The sequence below is a fragment of the Sporosarcina sp. FA15 genome (genome assembly GCF_051550195.1).
In the GTDB taxonomy this organism is placed as follows: Bacteria; Bacillota; Bacilli; order Bacillales_A; family Planococcaceae; genus Sporosarcina; species Sporosarcina psychrophila.
Window position 1 is genome coordinate 1,485,348 of sequence record NZ_CP188818.1, and the last position, 23,877, is coordinate 1,509,224.

Sequence of the window (23,877 nt, forward strand, 5' to 3'; positions counted from 1 at the left end):
ACCTAAATAAGAATAATATTACTCAACCGAGAATATGTAAGTTTTTATTCACTACTTACATATTTCTCGGGTTTTTTACATTAAAAATATCATTAATTATTTATTTAATGTGAATCCTCTCTAACATTCACCACATTTTTCAGATAAAGATTAAGATTAAAATGAAAAAGTAATAACTTATTAAAATAAACTCGATCTTCAGTTGAACAAGAAAAAAGAGTAGCATTGCAACTCAATGATCTACCAATAAAGCACCAATTAATAGTTCTTAATTAGATATACATTGAAATTAAATACAGTAATATGGTTCTAGAATCAAAGCTTTTAGTTTAATTATCTTTTAAATCCACCTTCCGAGTGTATAATCTGACCTGTAATCCAATCTGCTTCGTCGCTCACTAGAAATTTAATCATTTTTGCTACATCTTTCGGTTCACCAATTCTACCAAAAGGGAACATTGGTTTTAATTCACTTTTTATTTCCTCTGTCATCCACCCTGTATCAGTTGGACCTGGATTTATTGCATTGACCGTTATTCCCAAAGGGGCTAGTTCGGCCGACAATGTGATAGTTAAAGCATCGACGGCTCCCTTTGTTGTTGCATATGCTAATTCACCAGGCATCGGTCCTTGAAATTGACCTGAAGTAATATTGACTATCCTTCCACCACATTTCTTATCAAAATTTTGGGCAAATTTACTACTTAATAGTGTCGTCGCACGAACATTTACCATATAATGTTTATCTAATTCTTCGCCAGTTATATTAGAAAAATCGTTATTAGTTGAATATGCTGCGTTATTGATCAAGATATCGGGATAACCAAGTTGTTCAGAAACTCTACTTAAAAGTTGTTCAGGAGCATCATATTGAGTTAAATCCAACTCCATACTTGATACCTTAACACCTTTTTTTATTAATTCTTCTTTTAATATCATTGGCTCATTTAAATCAATACTCCAAGGCATTTTTTTATCATATTCTGTCCAATAGGTAAAAAATATATGATAGCCCGCTTCAGCTAACTCTTTACAAATAGCCGCACCAATCCCTTTTAGGCGGCTTACACCTGTAACAATAGCAATTCCCCCTATTATTTGGTTCATTAAAACATTCCTCCATTACAATATTAAATTTAAATACATCTCTACGATTGCCCGTTAGCCATACATGTAGTGCAAAATCAGCGCTACACCTAAAAGGATGAATATATATGCAGAATGGGTACTGGAGACTCCGGTGCATCACATAGACTGTCGCACCCAATACGGGTCGCACTTATGGGAGATTAATCCTACTCTGGTTACTGCCCAGCCTTTATTCTCTGAAGAATGGAGCTGATTCTTGATTTACCTTTCAGTTCAATATTATCCTTCTCAAGGCTCAGTCTTTTTTCAAAAAAACTTTATCTGAGTTTTTTTCTTATGCGCTATTATCAATAATAAGAGCTTTTTTTTTTATTTTCATGGGAGTTTAACAAGTAAACTTATTTTTTCTCTTTTTCAAAATAGAAACCCGTTCCATTTGCTTGTGGAATAAACCCTTGTTGAGCTGACATATTTCCGACTATTTCTTGCTCTTTCGCTGTTATAACTGTGGAAACTTCTTTTCCTTCAGCTAACATACTTTCTCTAATTTCTTGTTCCTCTCTTGTTATTACTTTGTATTGATCTTGGCTATTAGTGTCTGTTTGTCCATCTTCTACTCTTGGTTGTTCATTTTGTGCAAATACCTTTGTACCTTGCAAGTCTTTCATAAAACCAATTGATAGTGCGAGAACTCCTACAAAACCAAGAATAAGAACTGATTTTCTTTTCATAAATAAACCTCCCAGTATTTTTCTGAATTGTTACATTCTATTACTGTAAATATAATACCATGAATAAATTATTTAACCATAGCTCACACTTGTAGCTCCTTCACTAGATTTGTTCGTTATACGGGCGAGCTGTACCACCTATTTAATCCTAAATAAATAATTTCGAATATTAAATTGACTTATTATTTAATTTTTTATAACTACGGGGAAAAATGACAACAATTCAAGCCCACAAAACGTTAATCTGAGCGGGCTTTTCGTGAGTCTATAAAACGGAGGTTAAAAATTCTGAAAGTTAGAATCCCGAGTTGTTTAGAAAAGAACAAATTTCCCAAAAAAATTATCAAATATTAAAAATAGAGAAAAATATTGTTTTTTTATTCAATAAAACAGTAAATAAGTTTCTCTTAAATAGAAAAAATTAAAATTATCTTGAGAGGAAATAATGATTTGTTCGTTATAGTAGTAAGGAGGTGAATCGGATGGAGATGGATGAAGTGATTGCACGAGTAAAGCACGGAGGAGATCATTACTTTGCACACGTTATCAAACATTATGAACAGAAAGTATTTAACACTGTTATACGAATTGTCCGAAATCGTACTGTCGCAGAAGATATCGTTCAGGATATTTTTATTAAGGTGTACTATAACCTACATAAGTATGAAAATATAGGGTCATTTAATGCATGGCTCTATCGAATTGTGGTCAATAATTGTTTTGATCATTTACGAAAGCATAAGTATCAAACGACACCAATCAATATCGAAGTAACGGATAGTCGTTATCCGGAAAAAATATTGTTATTACGTGAAACAAATGAGCAATTAGAGCATCTTCTTCAGCAGTTAGATGAAACTGAACATTCCGTATTGTTATTAAAATATGTGAATGGGCTTAGCTACGATGAAATCGGGCAAGTGCTACAAATTTCTTTAAATGACGTTCGTAACAAACTGCACCGTAGTAAAAGAAAACTAAGGTCAATCGGAACGACAAAGGGAGGTTATTATTATGAAATGTAATTCGAACTTGTTGGAAGATTATATAGAAGGTTTTTTAGAAGATAGTGAGCAACAAAAAATGGAAGCTCATTTGCAATACTGTAAAAATTGTCAGAGTGAATATGAGCAATTAGTAAATGAACAAAAATCTTTATTTGCACAGCTCAATAAGCCAATGATGACACATAGTCAAGCTGATTTCATTATGCAACGTATTCAAACAAATACAAAGCGTAAAAAATCTTGGCATACATTAAAAATTAGTGTAATCGGTGCAGCAGTTATTGTGTTAAGCTTCGCACTTTATTCTTTAAATCGTACACCGAATGAAGTAGCACAGCAGATTGACGAGCCAACTCAATTAGCTGAAGCTAACAGTCGTGAGCAGAAAGACCTTTTAGCAGCCGAACAAGTTCCTAACTTAAATGAGCCATTTTTGGATGTTTCGATTAATGAAGTTGTAGAAAATGGAGATAACATTGATATTCATTTTCGAGTCAAATTTAAGGATAAATACCAGCAATATTATGATAATTTATACAAGGAAATTCGAACTCGATTTTAATATAAAGTGAGTGCTGACCCATTGCTACTCGATACGCATTACGCCTTTTTCGGTAAAATGAGATCAAAAATTGAATTTGCGATTAGAAATGAAGCAGGACAATTAATTATACGAACAAAGTATTTACCAGAAGGCGAACGACCTATGATCAATATTCATAGTAGTAGTGGTAGAGGTACAGATGTATTAGGGGAAATGATTTATACGACTTCTGTTCCGAGACATACAAAGCCAGCGACATTCGAGGTGCTTGAAATGAAAGCGGATGTTTTCGATTTATATGAGACGGAAGTGAATGCAGCACAGTTACAGCCATTTCAATTTGAAAATGAAACATATATAATCGATGCATTAGAAATCAAACAAGACATATTACATTTACAAATTTCTACGGAAGGTGAGCCAGAAGTTCGTGCAAGTAGTTGGGAAATGGTCATTAACGATCGATTAATTGCTTCTGACCGAGCAAATGTAGATTTTATTAATAATCGTACCGTTTATAAACTACAATTTGACGGTTACGAACAAATTCCAAGTACATTCAAATTAGTGCCGGTTACTGTAGAGATAAAAAAACAACTTGAACCGATCGTATTAGAATTAGACTGATTACAAGACTCTCACTTAGTAAATAATTGTAGTGAGAGTCTTTTTAGTGATGAAAAAAATTTAGTTGTTCAGCATTTTAAAATTGATAATAATCTTTAATCATCAATAGCAAAATTTCCAGCGCAAAGAATATTAATAGTTTTATTATATGGTATCCCAATTGAGTCAAGTACTATTGTGAAGTACAGCCAGTCCGAAATCATGATATCTAGTCCGACTTTTTATCAATAGGTTCACTTATATTGCCATGAGCTATATAGTTTCTAATTTTTCCAAGTCATGTAGCCCGTATCAATGAGCAATAAAAGGATGAAGTATTTCTTTAAGGCATGTCCCCCAATTTCATAAATCGAAAACATTATGTTGCTAAACGGGTTTGTATACGCCATACACAACAGATTGACATAACACCGATTCAGGAAAGTAGTTAACTACATTACTCAATAAGAACATAACAATAAGTCAATAAATATTCTTGATTAATCGAATTATCATTCTCGGTATAAATAATAAAATACTCCAAATTAATTCAAATAAGATTGAATTTTGAATCTCATTTAGTATGTTTTTAAAAAAACCTTCTTGACTTTTTTCTTTTTTCATCTTCTCCCCCCATTAAATCTCATTTCACCATATTTATCTAAAATATTTCTTTGACTCCCTTGCCAGTTCTAAACGATGTATATTAGATGTATATTATGGTTAGATGCCCATTGTTCCAACTCTTTAAATAACATTCTTCCCCTTCCTTGTCCCCTATAATCCTCTACTATTCCAATAACAATATAGGAAGAATGTTTCTTCTTCTTGCATTACCGCCAACAGCCATAAGTACCCCACTAACACATTGTCAGTTTCAGCAACAAATATAGTAGAGGTCTCGTTTTCCTCTATACCCTCTATAATTTTTCGTTGTTGTTCGGGTTGAATATTTCTTTCTCCTACTTCCCAGAGCATATATTCAGTACTTCCCTCGACTTGCCGAGTAAGATAGACAAAATTTTCTGCATCTGAAGTTTTTATTTCTCTAATCTAAGTCACTTACTGCTTAATGTACTTCATATAATTCTGTTATCAACAATCACACCTCTTTTTTAAATATTATATTCTCGCAACAGTTTGCCACGTTTTTAAATTATTCACTACAACACAATACTTTTTCACCCATTATCTCATATTAAGTGGCTTTAGTGACTTTAGTGACTTCCGTTTTTCACCTAATTATGATTAAATGAAAGTATAACTATTATTTTCAGCTGCTCCTAGAAATAGGGGTATATTTGGGAAGTTCTAGGATTGTTATTTAACGTTCCCTTGAAAATCAGATTTTTGCATCTAACTAGTTAACACTGTAGGTACCTTGAGTTTCAGTTATTGAGCCTGCGTTCAAAGTTATAATGACAAGTCAACAAAAAGCGTAAACATGCTAATTAATCTACTAACACTGCCATAGGTTGAAGGGGGATAATCTCAATGAGTAATGAAGCTAAATTACAAAAAGAAGCTATGCATGTACTAAAGCTAACAAGTAGAACCTTTTATATTCCAATTAAGCTGCTCAATCCGACATTAAGAAAGACGGTCGGCTCTGCCTATTTATGTATGCGTGCGATTGATGAAATTGAAGATCACGAGGACTTAGAAGCTGAAACTAAGCAGCACTTGTTGCGTTCGACTAGCAAACTTTTACAAACTGATTTTGATGACGTAGCCTATCAACAACTTTTAAAGCCCTATGAGAGTCTTTTACCAGAGGTTACGTTAAGACTGGGTGATTGGCTTTCCGTATGCCCGGAAAGTATTATTGACAAGGTTAAAGAGTCGACGAGTATTATGGCCGATGGTATGGCCCGTTGGGTAGAAAAAGACTGGGTTGTAAAAACGAAAGAAGATTTAGATGATTATACATATTATGTAGCTGGCTTAGTTGGCATTATGTTATCTGATATATGGGAGTTGTATGACGGCACGAAAACGGATCGAGACTTAGCGATTGGCTATGGCCGAGGCTTGCAAGCTGTCAATATGCTACGCAATCAAGATGAAGATGCTGATCGCGGCGTACGTTTTATACCCGATGGTTGGGATAGAAACGATATGTTTGCCTATGCAACAGCGAATTTGAATAAAGCCGATGAATATATAGAATCGATTGACACAAAAAATATTTTGTTGTTCTGTAAAATTCCGCTTGCCTTAGCAAAAAGCACTTTAAAAACATTAAAAAATGGTAAAGAAAAAATGTCACGTACAGAAGTAGAATCCACTGTGGACGAGATTATTAATGATCAAAAACACGGTTAGATTGTTTCAGTGTTTTTAATGACTTTCGAAAAAAGACGACTGTACATTCGAATTTTGAATGCGCAGTCGTCTTTTTGATTAGCCATTAGGCCACTTATGCTTTTTGTGTAAGCATTAATCTAAATACAGAATCCTTTCTTTTAAAAGCAAAGAGCATAATATACAAAAAAAGAAATCAACCACATTATACAGCTGAATTCTTCCTTCCATTCTTTTATCTATTTGGAAATGACAATAGGTGTCGGATTTTAAAACCATAGTGAGCCATCATTGCAAACGTGTTCCCTTTTATACACTCACATAACTATACCAATGATAGTAGCCGAAATTACGGAGGCTAGTGTTGCACCTAATAACAGTTTTAAAGCAAATTTCGAAACATAATGACCTTGTTTTTCACTAATTGATTTGATTGAGCCAGCAACAATACCAACAGTTCCAAAGTTTGCAAAACTAACCAAATAAACCGATACAATTGCCACTGTTTTATCAGAAAGATTTGAAGAAATTTCACCAAAACTCAACATTGCAACAAATTCATTAGTAACAAGTTTTGTAGCCATAATTCCACCCGCTTGTACAGCTTCTGCCCATGGCACACCCATCAAGAAAGCGATTGGTGCAAAGATATAACCAATAACTGTTTGGAATGAGACTTGAAATACGCCGAGAAAAATCACATTAATTAATTCCATCAAAGCAATAAACCCTAATAGCATAGCAGCAACGGTAACTACGAGTTTAAAACCATCCATTACGCTATCTCCAACCATTTGGAAGAAAGGAACTCTCTCATCTTCATCCACTTGAATTAATTCATCATCACTTTCTAAATCATACGGATTAATAATATTTGCAATTATGAGTGCACTAAAAATATTTAAAACAACAGCAGTTACAACATATTTCGGCTCTAACATCGTCATATAAGCTCCAACCATTGCCATACTTACTGCACTCATCGCGGAAGTACAAATTGTATAAAGTCTTTTTGAAGATAAATGAGGTATTTGTCTAATAATTGTCAAAAATACTTCTGGTTGTCCAAGTATTGCAGTAGATACTGCAAAATAGCTTTCAAGTTTACCCATTCCAGTTATTTTACTTAAAAATAAACCTAGATATTTGATAATGTAAGGTAATAATTTGATATAGTTTAGTATACCTATTAGGACCGATAAGAATACTAGAGGTAATAACGCTACAAATATAAAAGATATTTCACCTTCATTCACGATACCACCAAATACAAATTGAATTCCTGTATCAGCAATAGCTAACAGTTTCTCAAAAAACTTACCAACACTGGTAATAGCAATAAGACCTATACTAGTATTCATCATGAAATAAACTACAACGATTTGTACAGCTAACATAATCAGAATACGTTTATATTTTATCTTTTTTCTATCATTACTAAATATAAACGCAATAAAAAAAACAAGTAATATCCCTGTTATTAAGAATAGAAATTTCATGTAAATCATCCCCTTTTATGTTAGCGCTTTCAATTAATTGATAATACTAGTTCCTTTTCATATTTTTGTAAAAATACGAAAAGGAACTAGATGAGTGAATTTATAGTAGTAAAGATCAGCTGATCTTAAGTATTAATTTTATTGTTCGTATGTTTTGCTGTTTAAATTAACTGCAATTTGAGCTCCTACTTTAGCATTGTGTTTTACTAATTCAATATTTACATCAAGGCTTTTACCATCTGTTAATTCTTTAATTTTACCAAGTAAGAACGGTGTAGTATCTTTACCAATAATATTATTTTCTTCTGCTTCTTTGATTGCTTGGTCAATAATTCCATTGATATAGTCTTCATCCATAGCAAATTCTTCAGGGATTGGGTTAGCAATTACTACCCCACCTTTAAGATTTAATTCCCATTTAGTTTTCAATACATCAGCAATTACATCAATTGAATCCGTAGAGAAGTTTAATTTAAATTCACTATTTCTTGTATAGAATGCTGGTAGACACTCCGTTTCATAGCCAAGCACAGGAACCCCTTTTGTTTCAAGGTATTCCATCGTAAGCGCTAGATCTAGGATTGATTTAGCTCCTGCACAAATTACCGCTACGTCCGTCTGAGCTAATTCTTCAAGGTCAGCTGAAACATCCATTGTAGTTTCTGCACCTTTATGAACGCCACCAATACCGCCTGTTACAAAGATTTTGATGTCCACTAATTCAGCACAAATCATTGTAGTTGCCACAGTTGTTGCACCTAGTTTTTTTGTAGCAATAATTTGTGGTAAGTCGCGTCTTGACACTTTAGCAACATCTGAACTTTTACCGAATAACTCCAACTCTTCATCTGTTAAACCGATTTTGATTTTCCCATCAATAATAGCAATTGTTGCTGGAACAGCCCCGTTATCGCGAACAATTTGTTCAACCTCTCGAGCCATTTTTACGTTTTGGGGATAAGGCATCCCGTGAGAAATAATTGTAGACTCTAATGCCACAATTGCTTTCCCATCCTCTTTTGCCTGTTGTACCTCTTTTGATAATTCAATATACTTTTTCATTTTAAATTTCCTCCATATCTAGTTTAAATTGTTTTTGGGATAATTCTTGTCTAACTGTATGCTTTGACAAAATTGTTTTTTGGGCATTGACCAAACCGGACTTAATAATGTAATCAAAGTCTTTCTTTTGTAACCAGGAATAAATAACTCCCGAACAAAATGAATCCCCCGCACCTGTAACATCCACAACTACTGGTTCTTCGATAGCTGGGAAATAACGAATCTCGCCATTTTCACTACCTGTAAGCACACCTTTTGATCCGTTAGTTACAATAACATTTTTAACTCCTAATTCTAACCATCTCTCAACTGATTTTTTCCAATCTTTATCATCATTAATTTTTATATTCATAAAAGTTTCTGTTTCATCTTTATTTACGATGAGCCAACTAACCGCATCCAGTGTTTTGGGAAGTCGATTCATTTTTGGAGACGAAACAGGAATGATAACTAGTGGAATAGTATGCTCAGTTGCGAAAGAACAAAGAAATTCAACCGTTTCAACCGGACAATTCAAATCAACTACAATACATTTAGCGCATTTAAGAATATTGCTGTCTTTTTCCAATAATTCAGGAGTAATTTCTTCGAAAATATCCATATCTGCTAATGCAATTGATAAATCACCGTTCTTATCCAATACCGCGGTATAGGAACCTGTTGATGCATTTTCAAATTGAGTAACATGCTCTAAATTCATAAATGGAGAAGACATATCATAAATCTCTTTCCATTCTAAATCGTTACCACTTGCTGAGATTAATACAACTTGCTCACCCAGTCTACCTAGATTTTCAGCAATATTCCTTGCTACTCCTCCAATCGTTCGAGAAGATTTTACTGGATTAGACGTTCCATTAGATATCTCAAACTTTGCATAGAGTTTTCTATCTACATTAGCTCCACCTATACAAATAATAGGTGAGTTCTCATTTAAAACATAAGCATTCCCGGAAATATGCTCATTCTTGATTAGCCCGGAAATAATTTCAGCAATTGAAGAATTTGGTAAACCTGTTAGTTCCGACAATTCGTGTTGAGAAATAAGTGGTCTTTCTTTAATCATACCTAAAATTAAATCCTCATTTTCATTAGCGATTTTTTCACACCCCCTCACCCTTGAAACAAAAGTTTATATTGTAAACATATGTTTAGTATACGACTTTTTTATAAATTGTCAATAATAAATTGCTCTATTTCCACTATTGTCTCAACAAGATGAGAAAAGAGTACTGCTCCCGCTAGACGTTACAGACAGAAGCCGATCCAGCAACATAACTCTCTTTGCCACATAACTATCACCGATCCAATTAGAAAAACTTATACTTATCTTTTAAAATAAAAAGGACTCATTTCAATACATCATCTCTTTTAAACGATTATACCAACAATAGAACTTGTAATTATTCGTGATTCAGAACCAGTAATCGAATATATATAACTAAAATAACCCATCTGAAAATCTACTCTAAAAAAAATACCCCACCCTTTTTATCAAATTGGATGAGGACTTGTCTATTTACGATTATGTTTAAAATGCTTTAAATTTTTTTCAATCTACAATTTATCCTTTTTTAAGACTGTTGGTAAAATGATACCCATAATAATGATTACTATACCTACTATTTGTAGTGGAGTAACGATTTCACTTAATAATATAACTGAAACCAACACCGCAATCGGCAATTCAAAAGCACTCAATATTGACGACATACCCAATCCTACTTTAGGAACTGCGATGGTAAATAAATAAACCGGTATGATCATACCGAACAATCCTAATGCCAAACCATATACCCAGAGTCCCTCACCAAACAGTGTTCCATTCCAAATGATTTCTGGAGACTGAAAAGTAGCTGTTGTCATAAAAGCAAAAAAGGAAACCAATAGTAATCGGTTAGATGTATTCATACTCTTAATTGGCTTGCTATTAACAAATAAAAATAAAGAAAAACAAAGAGCTGCAGTTAAACCCCATAACCAACCTTGAATAGGTATTTGAGATAAATCTACATCAATCAAACCTGCAGCTGGTATAGTTCCTGCAAACAAAACGATTAACGAAATAAACTCGATTCGACTTGGGAGTTGCCGTTTTGCTATACAAGAAATCAACATACCTATCCACGTAAATTGAAACAGAAGTACCACCGCTAAAGAAGCAGGTAAATAGATTAAAGAGCGACCATAAAAAATATTCGTCAATCCTGTTAATACTCCTGCTAAAATAAGAATTTTAATCCCTTTAAAGCTTATTTTTTCTCTATTTGTTAGAAGAAAAATACATACCGCTATACAAAACCCTATAAAAAATTGGCTTGTAATTGCTTCTGAGACCGAAAAACCACCTTGTATTGCAAGTTTAATGATAGTTGACACTAAACCATAACTACTAGCTGCTAAAACTACTAACAAAGGGTATAACCACATTTTCATTGTATTATTTCCTCCAATTGTTTTGTATATATATGGATGTAGTGCATTTACCAAACGATAAGATTGATGTATGATTGTCGTATCAGGTTTCCTTTATAATGGATTTGGACAAGCGTACCAATTCCTAAATAAAGGATCTTTTTATACTTAATGCGTAATTTTCAGGTTATGAACGAGATTCTCAACACCCATGAATTACTTTCCCTTATTTCAAATCAGCATTACAGACAATAGTTTACATTGTAAACTATTGTCTAACTAAAAGCGAGGTTATTTTAATGTCTAAAGAACATCAAATATTACATCATATTAGAATAAACCCTTTTATTTCACAGCAAGAACTATCAAATAAAGTCGGTTTATCACGTTCAGCGGTTGCTAACTATATTGCTACACTGACAAAACGCGGTGAAATCAAAGGGCGTGCTTATATTCTCCAAGAGGAATCTTCCATCGTGTGTATCGGTGGAGCAAACACAGACCGGAAAGCGCGATCGAATCAAAAAGTGCATTTGTATTCATCCAATCCTGTTGAAACAACTGAAGTTTGTGGTGGTGTGGCACGAAACTTTGCCGAAAATTTAAGTCGGCTTGGGTATAACACTTCTCTTATGACTTCTGTGGGAGACGACAAGGAAGGTAACTGGATACTGAGGGAAACGAAAAGCCAAGGAGTAGATGTCAGTCAAGTATGGGTATTGCAGACAGAACGAACAGGTACTTATACCACTTTATTGGATGTTAATGGTGAAATGATTGTCTCTATGGCCGATATGAACATCTACGAAAAAATAACGATTTCTATGATCGAAGAGAAATGGTCCTATATAGTGGCCTCACAAGCCGTTTTTTTGGATACTAATATTTCTAAGGATTGCATAAGTTATTTAATTAAACGTTGCAGGGATGAAAATATTCCCTTGTACATTGATCCTATATCTTCAGCCAAGGCGCAAAAACTTCCTTTTCAACTTGAAGGAGTAGAACTATTGCTCCTCAATCAGGAAGAAGCAGAAATACTTGCTGAGTTGAAAATCACTTCGTTTGAGGATTGCCAAACTGTCTGTGAAAAGATTAGACTACGCGGCGTACAAAAAGTTATTATCACGCTTAATGATCATGGAGTTTATTATTCTTCACCACAAGAATCTGGGCATTTATCCCCTTTCAAAACTGAAGTTGTAGATGTCACAGGGGCTAGTGATGCATTTTCTTCATGCGCAATATATGGGCTTATGAACGAAGAATCACTATTGCGGGCTTGTCAATTGGGGCTTGCAGGTTCTGCACTTACCCAGCAAACTGAGGAATCTGTCTCTACACTTTTAAAACCCGAAAAAATTCATGAAATAGTTGAGGGATTTATGTGAGAATACATTGTTCTACTTTCACCGTGAAGCGAAACTTTAGTATGAAGTGCAAGAATAAACGCAAACCATTCACTTATATACAAAAAAGATCAGACATTTGTGTAAATGTCTGATCTTTATTTTATTATTATACAATTGTAGTTTATTTATAGGATAGTATCGTGTTCGTTTATTCGTTTTATTAGGCATCCACTTGAACAGCGAAAATATCTCATGCCATTAAACGGCCTTCTTATATCTTGTAGCTTTATCCAAACAAACGATCGACTGCGCCCGTCACAGTAAGATTTCCCTCAAGTAGCCCCTTCTCGAGTTTTACGACTTCCTCTTTCTTCCCAGGTTGTGCAAAAAAACTATCGATAAGTCGATCATTAATCATGGAACGGAACCAATCTTTCGTCTGTGATTGCCTGCGCCCTTCCCAGAATCCGCTATCATCCATTGTCTCTTTAAATGATACTATCATTTCCCAAACCTCTTCAAGACCTGTATTTTTAATTGATGAAACAGGAAGTGCAGTCGAAGTCCAACCGGGTGATGCAGGCTGGAGGAAGTGAAGAAGCTGACGGTATTCCCGTACTGTCTTTTTCGCCAACCTTAAATTATCACCGTCAGCTTTGTGAACAACAACCCCGTCTGCCAGTTCCATAATCCCTTTTTTCATCCCTTGCAGTTCATCTCCGGCACCAGTTAGTACCAGCAGCATGAAATAATCGACCATTCCACGGACAACCGTTTCACTTTGCCCGACTCCGACCGTTTCTATTAAAATAACGTCATAACCTACCGCTTCACAAAGTAACATCGTCTCGCGCGATTTTTTGTGAACACCACCAAGTGTACCTGCAGACGGTGAGGGGCGAATGAACGCGTTCGGATGCCTTGCAAGTTCTTCCATCCGCGTTTTATCACCAAGGATACTACCGCCTGTTACAGTTGAGCTTGGATCTATAGCAAGCACGGCAACTTTGTGGCCTGCATTAGCTAGCATTAAGCCGAATGCTTCAATAAACGTGCTTTTCCCTGCACCTGGAACTCCGGTGATGCCAATCCGGATGCTATTGCCCGTTTTAGGAAGCAAATTGAGCAACAGCTGCTGCCCGGCAACTTTATCATCTAGAATAATACTTTCGAGAAGCGTAATCCCTTTTGCAAGATGAAGCCGGGAGCCATTTGATATCTTTTCCGACAACTCTTCAACCGGGATTTCGCGGCCCTTTTTCACAAAACGTTTCCGCGCCGTTGCTGCCATGCCATCATGTGAGGAAGTAATCCCACCCATCACATTCAATGCACTGTCATCAGTTAAACGGTTGTTGTCTTTCAATCCGCCACTTCCTCATAGCCAAGCCTACGATAGATTTCTTCAATGACTTTTTGCGCTGCAACCGGAATGACGGTTCCTGGACCGAAAATTGCCGCAGCACCATTTTCACGTAGGAATGCATAATCTTGCGCAGGTATAACCCCACCGACGACAATAAGAATATCTTCTCGACCAATTTTGGCAAGCTCTTCACGTAGTGTCGGAACAAGCGTTTTATGACCCGCAGCAAGTGAACTTACACCGATGACGTGGACATCATTTTCAGCGGCTTGTAGTGCCGTTTCTTCTGGCGTTTGAAATAATGGCCCGATGTCTACATCAAAACCAAGATCTGCAAATGAGGAAGCGATTACTTTTGCACCGCGGTCATGACCGTCTTGTCCCATTTTTGCGATAAGGATACGTGGACGACGCCCTTCATTTCCAAGGAAATCTTCTGCCATCATTTTTACTTCGTCAATTTCTTCTGTGTTCGAGAAATTCGAACTGTAAACGCCACTCACCGAACGAATCACCGCCTTATGTCTACCTGATACACTTTCAATCGCATCTGATATTTCACCGATGGTTGCGCGTGCACGTGCTGCATTAACGGCACATGCTAAAAGATTACCGTCGCCACTACGTGCAATTTCAGTCAACTCGGCTAGGATAGTCGTTACTTTCGCTTCGTCTCTGTCTGCTTTCATCTGATTGATACGATCGATTTGTTTCTGGCGTACTAGCGTATTGTCAATGTCCAAAATATCGATTGGATCTTCAGTATCTAAACGGTATTTATTTACACCGATAATTGATTCTGCACGGGAGTCGATTTGAGCCTGACGTTTTGCGGCCGCTTCTTCGATTTTCATTTTGGGTAGGCCGGTTTCAATCGCTTTCGCCATTCCGCCGAGTTCCTCGATTTCTGTGATTAATTCCCAAGCTTTATCCATCAACTCATCTGTCAATTTTTCAACATAGTATGAGCCGCCCCATGGATCAATCACTTTGGTCATCATCGTCTCTTCTTGCAGGAACAATTGCGTATTCCGAGCAATCCGTGCTGAGAAATCTGTCGGCAATGCAATTGCTTCGTCAAGCGCATTGGTATGGAGTGACTGTGTATGCCCCATCGCTGCAGCATTTGCTTCTATTAATGTTCGCGTTATATTGTTGAACGGATCTTGTTCCGTCAAACTCCAGCCTGACGTTTGTGAATGTGTACGTAGCGCAAGTGACTTTGGATTTTTCGGTTCAAACGTCTGCATCATTTGCGCCCACATTTTCCGTGCCGCGCGCATTTTGGCAACTTCCATGAAGTAATTCATGCCTACCGCCCAGAAAAACGATAGTCTAGGTGCGAATGAATCGATATCAATGCCTGCTTTCAAACCTGTCCTGACATATTCAAGACCATCCGCAAGTGTATAGGCAAGCTCGATATCCGCCGTTGCGCCCGCTTCTTGCATATGATAGCCAGAAATTGAAATCGAGTTAAATTTCGGCATTTTAGTGGATGTGTAATCAAAAATATCCGCAATGATTTTCATCGACATTTCTGGCGGGAAAATATACGTATTTCTCACCATATACTCCTTCAATATATCATTTTGGATGGTACCAGCAAGTTTTTCAGGTGACACTCCCTGTTCTTCAGCCGCAACGATATAAAACGCCATAATTGGCAATACCGCGCCGTTCATTGTCATAGATACTGACATCTGATCGAGCGGAATACCATCAAATAGGATTTTCATATCCTCTACCGAATCAATAGCAACGCCTGCTTTTCCGACATCCCCAGTCACACGTGGATGATCAGAGTCATAGCCGCGGTGAGTCGCAAGGTCGAATGCGACAGATAATCCTTTTTGCCCCATTGCCAAATTTCGGCGGTAAAAGGCATTGCTTTCCTCAGCAGTTGAGAATCCGGCGTATTGACGGACTGTCCACGGTCTAGAAACGAACATTGTCGGATAGGGACCCCTAGTATTTGGTGCGATGCCAGGTAAATCAGTCAAGTGGGATAGGTTCTCCGTGTCTTTACCGGTATAGAGCGTTTTAACATCGATACCTTCATTTGTTCTAAAAAGTTGCCCTGACTGGGTTACTGTTTTTGCCGAACTGCTAGCAATCTGCCGCAAGTCTACTTTGTTGAAATCAGGCTTGTTCATCAGACGCAGCCCCTTCCAATTTGTCGTTGATAGCTATTAGTTTTCCTACTTTATCTTGACCCGCATAGATGAAGCCATTTAGACCGGCATTAAGCCATGTTTCTGACAGTGCAGAATCGTACTTTCCTGCCACATCCAAGACAAGTCCTTCTGGGCGTCCTGCCAGCAATTGTTCCATTATCGTTTCAGTTAGGCTGGATGTTGCACAAACAATTGCATAATCCGGCTTGTCATCCGCAAGCCATGTAACAGCTTGTTGTGCATTATCGAATGTTGGACCCCATTCAGCGCGCATACCACCTGTCGCTAAAAAGCCGCCGACAAAATCTGCACGTGGTTTGAAATCTTTTAACTCGCCGAACGTCAGCAATGCAATTCGCGTCGCACTATCTTTTTGCAGTGCAGCTAGTTTTTCGAAAGGTTCTGCAAGACGTCCTTCAAATTGAATGCCATCCCAATCAGTAAAGTTCGTATCCGTCAATTCAGCGTAAACATTTGTACCAATCAACGACTGTTTCCCTTTCGAAACATCGCCCCTACGTTGCTCAAGTAATTTCCCGAACTTGTCACTGGCAATGAATGCATCATAGCCGCCTGTAGACTGTATTTCCAAAAAGAGTGTCCATGATTTATCAACAAGTTCAGACGACAAGGTTTCCATGAAATAAGAACCGCCTGCAGGATCAATTACTTTATCGGAATGAGTTTCTTCTTTAATAACAAGTTGGATATTTCGTGCCATACGTACAGAACTGCTTGTCGGTCCAGTAATAATATTGTGTGGGTGAACTGTAATAACGTCAGCGCCACCAAGAACTGCGGCGAATGTTTCATTGCCTGCACGCAAGACGTTGACATACGGATCTAGTTTTGAGTAAGAACGCAACGATGTTATTGCAATGATTGGTACATATGGAGCTTCAGCTACCCCATACGCAGAACTGAATGCTTGCCAAAGAACACGAAACGCACGGAATTTTGAAATTTCCATAAAGAAATGCGTATCAACTGCAAATCGAACAAAAAAGTCATCGGCAAAATCACTAAAATTATCCACTTTTGAAGCTTGATCCGCTGCATATGCGAGGACTAATGCAAGTTCAGTCACTGCATCCGCGCCTTTGTGATGTGCAACCCACATATCCGCGCTAGCTGTCCGGACGTTTGTGTATCCTGCTGGAAGAGTCCAACCAGAGACCGAAATTGCCCCGTTAACGGAGGAACGATCCATTTCTGGGACAAGGGAAAACGCTTTCAGAAATGAGTTATCATGCTTCATATTTGTAATGAAAATCGGATATTGCTTCATAAGTTGGGCGATTTCAGCGAGAGAAGACTCTTCCCAGTGAAGTGTTTTTGCCCCATCGCAAACAATCGCTTCATTGCCACGTTCAATCGAACTTTTCAGGTCAGCGACGAACTTTTGTCCATCCGTAGCATATGGTTGCTGTGCAACAATCCAGCCTGTCTCTTTTTTTGCCGCACGAATTAGCTGTGCACGTTTCGCAAGACTTTCCTGCGTATATAATGGCTGAAGGTCAATCCCTTCAATCGTTTTCGTGATAAGCGAATCGAAAGGCTTTCCTTTCAATGACTGGACAGCGACTTCTTTCCATTGTTCAAATCCCGCTTTATCGAATGTTGTTGTTTGCATGTTATGTATGGTCATATTTTGCGCTTCCCTCCTCAAAATAATCAATCTATTACTAGTTTACCCGAGTAACGCTTTTGTTGAAAGATAAAATAAACCCCAGCGCTATATTTTACGGCACTGGGGTTTACAATTTTGATCAGTAAATGGATGTATTTTCTGCAGTTACGTTTTCGAGTATCGCTTTCACTCGTGCGAGGAATTGTCCGCAAACAAGACCGTCAAGAACGCGGTGATCGAGTGATAGACATAAGTTCACCATATCACGCACACCGATCATGCCGCCGTCCATCACAACAGGACGTTTAACGATTGATTCGACTTGTAGTATTGCTGCTTGCGGGTGGTTGATGATACCCATTGACTGAACAGAACCGAATGAGCCGGTATTATTCACTGTGAATGTACCACCTTGCATTTCGGATGATTTCAGTTTACCTGAACGCACTTTACCTGCAAGCTCCTGAATATCACGTCCAATGCCTTTGATTGTTTTTTCATCAGCATTATTGATGACTGGAACGTAAAGGGAATCTTCCGTCGCCACTGCGATGGAAATATTGATATCTTTTTTCTGAATGATTTTGTCGCCGGCCCACATTGAGTTCATCATAGGGAATTCTTTCAATGCTTGAGATACTGCTTTCACGAAGAATGCGAAGTATGTCAGGTTGAAGCCTTCCTTCTTTTTGAAATCATTTTTCAAGGAATCGCGGTATTGAACAAGACTCGTAACATCGACTTCAATCATCATCCATGCGTGTGGAGCTTCGTGTTTTGAGCGCAGCATATTGCTAGCAATGGCACGACGCACGCCTGTAACAGGGATTTCGATATCGCCTACTGCAACAGGTACATTGGCTGGCTCCGCTGCTTTCGGTGCAGGTGCCGCCTGTGTAACCGACGTTGGAGCTGCCGTTTCTACAACAGGCGCTTCAGTAGTTACTGCTGCTGTCGGAATGTTGCCACTCTCGATTATAGCAAGCAAATCTTTACGCGTGATGCGTCCTTCTTTCCCTGAACCTTCCACAAGTGACAAATCAATGCCGTTATCCTGTGATAGACGAAGTACTGCAGGAGAATAGCGTCCTGCTGCCGTTCCTTTTTCACGATTCAAAGATGAAGCCGGTTTTTGAGAACCTGCAGCAGGCATTTCGTTTGCAGGTTCTGCCTTAGCTGGTACCGCTTCTACTGCGACTTCCGCAGCTCCTCCACCTTCAGTTTCAATCGTACAAACAAGCGCTCCAACTGCAAGCGTCTCTCCCTCCTGTGCGATCAATTCCTTGATGACACCTGTAAATGAAGAAGGTACTTCTGCTGTTACTTTGTCTGTATTAACTTCTGCAAGTGAATCATATTTGTTAACTGTATCCCCCGGTTTGACAAGCCATTTCTCGATTGTGCCTTCTGTCACACTTTCACCGAGTTGGGGCATTAAAATATTTTCAATAGCCAATTGATTGACCTCCTTCCCGATTAAAATTCTGCGAGTTCACGCGCTGCCTTCTCTACTTTGTCTGGATTGACCATGAAGAATTTCTCCATTGTCGGTGCATATGGCATCGCTGGAATATCTGGTCCAGCAAGACGTTTAATTGGCGCATCAAGTTCAAACAGGCAGTTTTCAGCAATTATTGCTGCAACTTCTCCCATAATGCTTCCTTCTTTATTATCTTCAGTAACTAAGAGGACTTTCCCTGTTTTCGAAGCTGCTTCAATGATTGCTTCTTGGTCAAGTGGATAGACAGTCCGAAGGTCAAGGATATGAGTAGAAATTCCATCTTCTGCAAGACGTTCAGCGGCTTGCAATGCAAAATGGACACATAGTCCGTAAGTGATGATTGTAATATCATCGCCCTCACGTTTAACATCTGCTTTGCCAATTGGCAATACGTAGTCATCTAAAGGCACTTCGCCTTTAATTAAACGATAAGCGCGTTTATGTTCAAAGAATAATACTGGATCTTCATCGCGGATTGCCGCTTTAAGAAGCCCTTTTGCATCATATGGCGTTGACGGTATAACGATTTTTAATCCCGGTGTGCTTGCGAACATCGATTCGACAGACTGCGAGTGATACAGCGCCCCGTGGATACCGCCTCCGAATGGTGCACGAATAACAATTGGACAAGACCAGTCGTTATTCGAACGGTAACGTATTTTTGCTGCTTCCGAAACAATTTGGTTCACAGCCGGCATGATGAAATCAGCAAACTGCATTTCAGCAATTGGACGTAACCCGTACATTGCTGCACCAATTCCGACACCTGCAATTGCAGATTCCGCAAGCGGTGTATCAAGTGCGCGGTATTCTCCGAATTGATCGTAAAGACCTGCCGTAGCCTTAAAGACTCCACCTTTACGTCCAACGTCTTCTCCGAGAACGAAAACGCGGTCGTCTCGTTCCATTTCTTCTTTCATTGCAAGTGTGATTGCATCGATATAAGACATAACAGCCATTATTCGTTCCCCCCATCTTCAGCATACACATGGAGCATCGCAGATTCAGGTTCAGCGTACGCAGCGCTTTCCGCATAATCGGTCGCTTCGTTCACTTCTTTCATGATGCGTTCTTCCATTTCTTTTTCAAGTTCATCAGTTAGTGCGCCTACTTCTTTCAAATAAGCTGCGAACATTGGAATCGGGTCAAGTTTCTTTTCATTTTCAAGCTCTTCTGCATCACGGTATTGACGTTGATCATCGTCTGATGAGTGAGCCGTCAATCGGTAACAGATTGTCTCTACAAGACTTGGACCTTCTCCACGTCGTGCACGATCTGCTGCTTCTTTGACCACTTTGTATACTTCAAGTGGGTCTGTTCCATCAACTGTAACACCCGGCATTCCGTAACCGATTGCACGGTCGGAAACATTAACACAGCCAAGTTGTTTTTCAACAGGAACTGAAATTGCATATTTATTATTTTCAACCATGATAACAGTCGGTAATTTATGGACACCTGCAAAGTTCATGCCTTCGTGGAAATCTCCTTGGTTAGATGAACCTTCCCCAAGTGTAACGAAAGTAATGAAATCTTCCTTCTTCATCTTCGCCGCAAGAGCTACCCCAACTGCGTGCGGTAGTTGCGTCGTAACAGGAGATGATCCTGTCAAAATACGATTTTTGCGCTGACCGAAGTGACCAGGCATTTGACGACCACCTGAGTTCGGATCTTCTGCTTTTGCGAATGCGGACAGCATCAAATCTTGCGGAGTCATTCCAAAATGTAGAACAACGCCCATATCCCGATAGTATGGTGCAATCCAGTCTTTATCTTTATCAAGAGCGAAAGCTGCTCCAACTTGTGCTGCTTCCTGCCCCTGACATGAAATAACGAATGGAATCTTTCCTGCACGGTTAAGGAGCCACATACGTTCATCAATACGACGAGCCATTAACATCGTTTCAAAAATTTGCAGTGCATCTTCATTTGTTAAACCTAGTTCTTCATGACGCGTTTTTGCCATTTCTAAAATCCCCCTTCTATGGTTCGCAGTCTTGTGTCTTAGACTAATTGAGACTCTTTTTTACATATGAATTGCTTTGCCATCTACGGCTAAAGCGGCTTCGCCCATTACTTCAGAAAGCGATGGATGTGGATGAATCGTGCTTGCCACTTCCCACGGCGTCGCATCGAGCACCATCGCGAGTCCTGCTTCGGATATCAAATCAGTCACGTGTGCACCTATCATATGAACACCTAGAATATCGTCTGTCTTTTTATCGGCAATGATTTTTACAAAACCATCCGAATTTCCATTGACAAGTGCTTTTCCGATGGCCATAAACGGGAATTTCCCGACTTTGACATCAAAGCCCTGTTCTTTCGCTTGCTTCTCTGTTATGCCGACGCTTGACGCTTCGGGACTAGAATAAATGCAACGCGATATTTTTGTATAATCAATCGCTTCATTTTTTAGACCTGCAATATGTTCAACAGCCGCAATTCCTTCGTGAGAAGCAACATGCGCTAGTTGCAGCCCGCCAATAACATCACCAATTGCATAAATATGATGTTCTTTTGTTTGAAATGTTGGTCTTGTTTTAATATAACCATTGATGATTTCAATTTCCGTATTGTCCAGACCAATTCCTTCGACATTTGCTTGACGACCGACAGAAACAAGCATTTTTTCAGCTGTGAACGCCGTCGTTTCGCCATTCATTTCCGCAGAAATTGTGACAGTTCCTTCTTTTTTAACGAGGGTTTCTGGGAGAACTTTCGCACTTGTCACAAAAGTGATTCCTTTTTTCGTCAATAGCTTTTTCATTTCTTTCGAGATGTCATCGTCTTCAGTCGGAATAATTCGATCTGCATATTCGAGAACAGTGACTTCGACACCGAAATCATTGAGCATAGAAGCCCATTCTATACCGATGACTCCACCACCAACGATGATAATCGACTTAGGAAGTGCTTCCATAGAAAGCGCCCCATCAGAAGACATGACTTGATTTTCATCAATTTCCAAACCGGGTAATGTACGTGGTCTAGATCCTGTTGCGATAATCAGGTTTTTCAAGATGAGCATTTCGTTTTCGTCACCATTGTTCATTTCAACCGAAATAGTACCCGGCATTGGCGAAAAGATTGATGGTCCAAGCATTCTGCCAAGTCCATCAAATACGTCGATTTTCCCTTTTTTCATTAGGGCAGTCACGCCAGCATGTAGCTGTTTAACGATACCGTCTTTTCGTGCTTGTACACGACTGAAATCCAGTGATACGTCTTTTGTATTTACCCCAAACTCTGCAGCCTGATTTTTTGCCGTATCGAATACTTCAGCACTTTTTAACAATGCTTTACTCGGGATACACCCTTTGTGCAAGCATGTGCCGCCTAGTTTCCCTTTTTCAACAAGTGCTGTTTTCAGTCCCAATTGAGCGGCGCGAATCGCAGCGACATAGCCACCCGTTCCGCCTCCTAAAATAACTACATCATATTCCCTCGCCATTATAGATGGCCTCCCTCACAACGACCCGTCAAGACGGGTAGATTTTAGCTATTTCTTCACCAGTTAGAACGCGGAGTGCGCCTTCTGCAAGTGCTTGTAGTTCATCTTCTCCAGCATACACAACTATATCCGCTATCCAGTCGATTCTGGATGTAATATCCTTCACAAATCCTTTGCCGTAAGCAAGGCCACCCGTAAGGATAATCGCATCCACTTGGCCGTGAAGGACAGCAGCCGCACTACCAATTTCCTTAGCAACTTGGTAGGCCATTGCCTCGTAAACTAGTTTTGCTTTTTCATCACCATCTTCAATTCGTTGTTCAACGCGAACTGCATCGTTCGTTCCGAGATAGCCAACGAGACCACCTTGACCAACAAGTTTTTTCATTACTTCGTGACGGAAGTACTCTCCAGAAAAACATAGTTCGATGAGATCCCCCGCAGGTACGGTTCCCGCACGTTCAGGGCTGAATGGTCCATCTCCGTGAAGTCCATTGTTTACATCAATTACTTTGCCGAATTCATGTACACCGACAGTTATACCCCCGCCCATATGGGTGATAATCAACCGGAGTGTGTCGTATTTTTTACCGACTTGTTTTGCGTAGCGTCTTGCAACCGCTTTTTGGTTCAGCGCATGGAATATGGATTTTCGATTAATGGCCGAAAATCCAGAAATTCGCGCGATTGGTGCAAGTTCATCGACGACGACGGGGTCGACGATGAAAGCGGGAAGGTTTAGGCTGGTTGCGATTTCATGCGCAATTATGCCCCCGAGGTTCGATGCATGTTGACCTGAATAACCTGTTTTCAAGTCTTGTATCATCGCTTCGTTAACAGGGTAAGTACCACCTTCGATCGGACGGAGAAGCCCGCCCCGACCGCAAATGGCAGCTAGTGTAGTGATGTTAATACCTTCTTTTTCAAGTGACTCAAGGATTGCCTCTTTACGAAAACTGTATTGATCGATGATGGAAGGGTACTGTGCAATTTCTTCTGAACTATGCCTCAACGTACTTTCCATCAGTTGACTTTCGCCTTCAAAGACACCTATTTTTGTTGATGTAGATCCTGGGTTAATAACTAGGATCCTATGGTGATTCTCATGCACAATAGGTCCTCCTTCCATATCAATGCAGC

General features: G+C 38.8%; 21 protein-coding genes. 5 read left to right on the plus strand and 16 right to left on the minus strand.

The window, feature by feature from the left end; genetic code table 11:
• Positions 1-333: 333 nt before the first annotated feature.
• Together ACP8HG_RS07175 and ACP8HG_RS07180 are read right to left on the minus strand one after the other, a co-directional pair.
• Positions 334-1,107, minus strand: a complete 774-nt coding sequence (locus tag ACP8HG_RS07175) for an SDR family oxidoreductase (protein ID WP_187044976.1) — start codon at positions 1,105-1,107, stop codon at positions 334-336.
• Positions 1,108-1,487: 380 nt separating this feature from the next.
• Positions 1,488-1,820: a hypothetical protein gene (locus ACP8HG_RS07180; RefSeq protein ID WP_438298421.1), complete on the minus strand. Its 333-nt coding sequence runs from the start codon at positions 1,818-1,820 to the stop codon at positions 1,488-1,490.
• A gap of 482 nt (positions 1,821-2,302) precedes the next feature.
• On the opposite strand from ACP8HG_RS07180, the gene ACP8HG_RS07185 reads away from it, so the two are divergent.
• Genes ACP8HG_RS07185 through ACP8HG_RS07195 form a run of 3 tightly spaced genes read left to right on the plus strand, consistent with a single transcriptional unit; the run spans position 2,303 to position 3,998 of the window.
• Positions 2,303-2,845 (plus strand): RNA polymerase sigma factor, encoded by a 543-nt coding sequence (locus ACP8HG_RS07185; protein ID WP_438298422.1) that lies wholly within the window; start codon positions 2,303-2,305, stop codon positions 2,843-2,845.
• Positions 2,835-3,389: an anti-sigma factor family protein gene (locus tag ACP8HG_RS07190; protein ID WP_438298423.1), complete on the plus strand. Its 555-nt coding sequence runs from the start codon at positions 2,835-2,837 to the stop codon at positions 3,387-3,389. Before ACP8HG_RS07185 ends, ACP8HG_RS07190 begins: the two co-directional genes overlap by 11 nt.
• A gap of 6 nt (positions 3,390-3,395) precedes the next feature.
• Positions 3,396-3,998 (plus strand): hypothetical protein, encoded by a 603-nt coding sequence (locus ACP8HG_RS07195; protein ID WP_438298424.1) that lies wholly within the window; start codon positions 3,396-3,398, stop codon positions 3,996-3,998.
• Positions 3,999-4,669: 671 nt separating this feature from the next.
• Here ACP8HG_RS07195 and ACP8HG_RS07200 read toward each other — a convergent pair.
• Together ACP8HG_RS07200 and ACP8HG_RS07205 are read right to left on the minus strand one after the other, a co-directional pair.
• Entirely contained in the window at positions 4,670-4,783 is a 114-nt protein-coding gene (locus ACP8HG_RS07200; RefSeq protein WP_187047900.1) for a GNAT family N-acetyltransferase, read from the minus strand.
• Positions 4,755-4,955 carry a hypothetical protein gene (locus ACP8HG_RS07205; protein ID WP_438298425.1) on the minus strand — a complete coding sequence of 67 codons (201 nt, stop codon included), beginning with the start codon at positions 4,953-4,955 and terminating at the stop codon, positions 4,755-4,757. Before ACP8HG_RS07205 ends, ACP8HG_RS07200 begins: the two co-directional genes overlap by 29 nt.
• Before the next feature lie 516 nt (positions 4,956-5,471).
• Between ACP8HG_RS07205 and ACP8HG_RS07210 the strand changes: the two genes are divergently transcribed.
• Positions 5,472-6,302 carry a squalene/phytoene synthase family protein gene (locus ACP8HG_RS07210; protein WP_187044981.1) on the plus strand — a complete coding sequence of 277 codons (831 nt, stop codon included), beginning with the start codon at positions 5,472-5,474 and terminating at the stop codon, positions 6,300-6,302.
• 296 nt (positions 6,303-6,598) lie between these two features.
• Here the strand turns inward: ACP8HG_RS07210 and ACP8HG_RS07215 are convergent, their stop codons facing one another.
• The 4 genes from ACP8HG_RS07215 to ACP8HG_RS07230 form a co-directional block, all read right to left on the minus strand.
• Positions 6,599-7,780, minus strand: coding sequence for a NupC/NupG family nucleoside CNT transporter (locus ACP8HG_RS07215; protein ID WP_187044982.1), 1,182 nt, complete (start codon positions 7,778-7,780; stop codon positions 6,599-6,601).
• 138 nt (positions 7,781-7,918) lie between these two features.
• Positions 7,919-8,842, minus strand: a complete 924-nt coding sequence (locus ACP8HG_RS07220) for a pseudouridine-5'-phosphate glycosidase (protein ID WP_438298426.1) — start codon at positions 8,840-8,842, stop codon at positions 7,919-7,921.
• A gap of 1 nt (position 8,843) precedes the next feature.
• Positions 8,844-9,908: a carbohydrate kinase family protein gene (locus tag ACP8HG_RS07225; RefSeq protein WP_438298427.1), complete on the minus strand. Its 1,065-nt coding sequence runs from the start codon at positions 9,906-9,908 to the stop codon at positions 8,844-8,846.
• Positions 9,909-10,399: 491 nt separating this feature from the next.
• Positions 10,400-11,272, minus strand: a complete 873-nt coding sequence (locus tag ACP8HG_RS07230) for an EamA family transporter (protein WP_187047901.1) — start codon at positions 11,270-11,272, stop codon at positions 10,400-10,402.
• A 284-nt stretch (positions 11,273-11,556) separates the two neighbouring features.
• Between ACP8HG_RS07230 and ACP8HG_RS07235 the strand changes: the two genes are divergently transcribed.
• Complete coding sequence (locus ACP8HG_RS07235) at positions 11,557-12,648, plus strand: carbohydrate kinase (RefSeq protein ID WP_187044985.1); 1,092 nt, start codon at positions 11,557-11,559, stop codon at positions 12,646-12,648.
• Between the two features lie 247 nt (positions 12,649-12,895).
• Here the strand turns inward: ACP8HG_RS07235 and meaB are convergent, their stop codons facing one another.
• The 8 genes from meaB to buk all read right to left on the minus strand — a co-directional run bounded on the left by meaB (position 12,896) and on the right by buk (position 23,866).
• Positions 12,896-13,930 carry a methylmalonyl Co-A mutase-associated GTPase MeaB gene (gene meaB, locus ACP8HG_RS07240; RefSeq protein WP_438298633.1) on the minus strand — a complete coding sequence of 345 codons (1,035 nt, stop codon included), beginning with the start codon at positions 13,928-13,930 and terminating at the stop codon, positions 12,896-12,898.
• A gap of 41 nt (positions 13,931-13,971) precedes the next feature.
• Positions 13,972-16,131, minus strand: coding sequence for a methylmalonyl-CoA mutase (gene scpA / locus ACP8HG_RS07245; RefSeq protein WP_067209838.1), 2,160 nt, complete (start codon positions 16,129-16,131; stop codon positions 13,972-13,974).
• Positions 16,118-17,800, minus strand: a complete 1,683-nt coding sequence (locus ACP8HG_RS07250; protein ID WP_438298428.1) for a methylmalonyl-CoA mutase family protein — start codon at positions 17,798-17,800, stop codon at positions 16,118-16,120. The genes scpA and ACP8HG_RS07250 overlap by 14 nt, the downstream gene beginning before the upstream one ends.
• Before the next feature lie 121 nt (positions 17,801-17,921).
• The gene (locus tag ACP8HG_RS07255) at positions 17,922-19,238 is read right to left on the minus strand and encodes a dihydrolipoamide acetyltransferase family protein (protein WP_187044988.1); all 1,317 of its coding nucleotides are present in this window, start codon (positions 19,236-19,238) and stop codon (positions 17,922-17,924) included.
• A 20-nt stretch (positions 19,239-19,258) separates the two neighbouring features.
• Positions 19,259-20,242, minus strand: a complete 984-nt coding sequence (locus ACP8HG_RS07260) for an alpha-ketoacid dehydrogenase subunit beta (RefSeq protein ID WP_067209847.1) — start codon at positions 20,240-20,242, stop codon at positions 19,259-19,261.
• Positions 20,242-21,249, minus strand: a complete 1,008-nt coding sequence (locus ACP8HG_RS07265; RefSeq protein WP_067209849.1) for a thiamine pyrophosphate-dependent dehydrogenase E1 component subunit alpha — start codon at positions 21,247-21,249, stop codon at positions 20,242-20,244. Before ACP8HG_RS07265 ends, ACP8HG_RS07260 begins: the two co-directional genes overlap by 1 nt.
• A 60-nt stretch (positions 21,250-21,309) precedes the next feature.
• Positions 21,310-22,737: a dihydrolipoyl dehydrogenase gene (gene lpdA / locus ACP8HG_RS07270; RefSeq protein ID WP_187044989.1), complete on the minus strand. Its 1,428-nt coding sequence runs from the start codon at positions 22,735-22,737 to the stop codon at positions 21,310-21,312.
• 28 nt (positions 22,738-22,765) lie between these two features.
• Complete coding sequence (gene buk, locus ACP8HG_RS07275; RefSeq protein WP_067209854.1) at positions 22,766-23,866, minus strand: butyrate kinase; 1,101 nt, start codon at positions 23,864-23,866, stop codon at positions 22,766-22,768.
• Between the last annotated feature and the right edge of the window lie 11 nt (positions 23,867-23,877).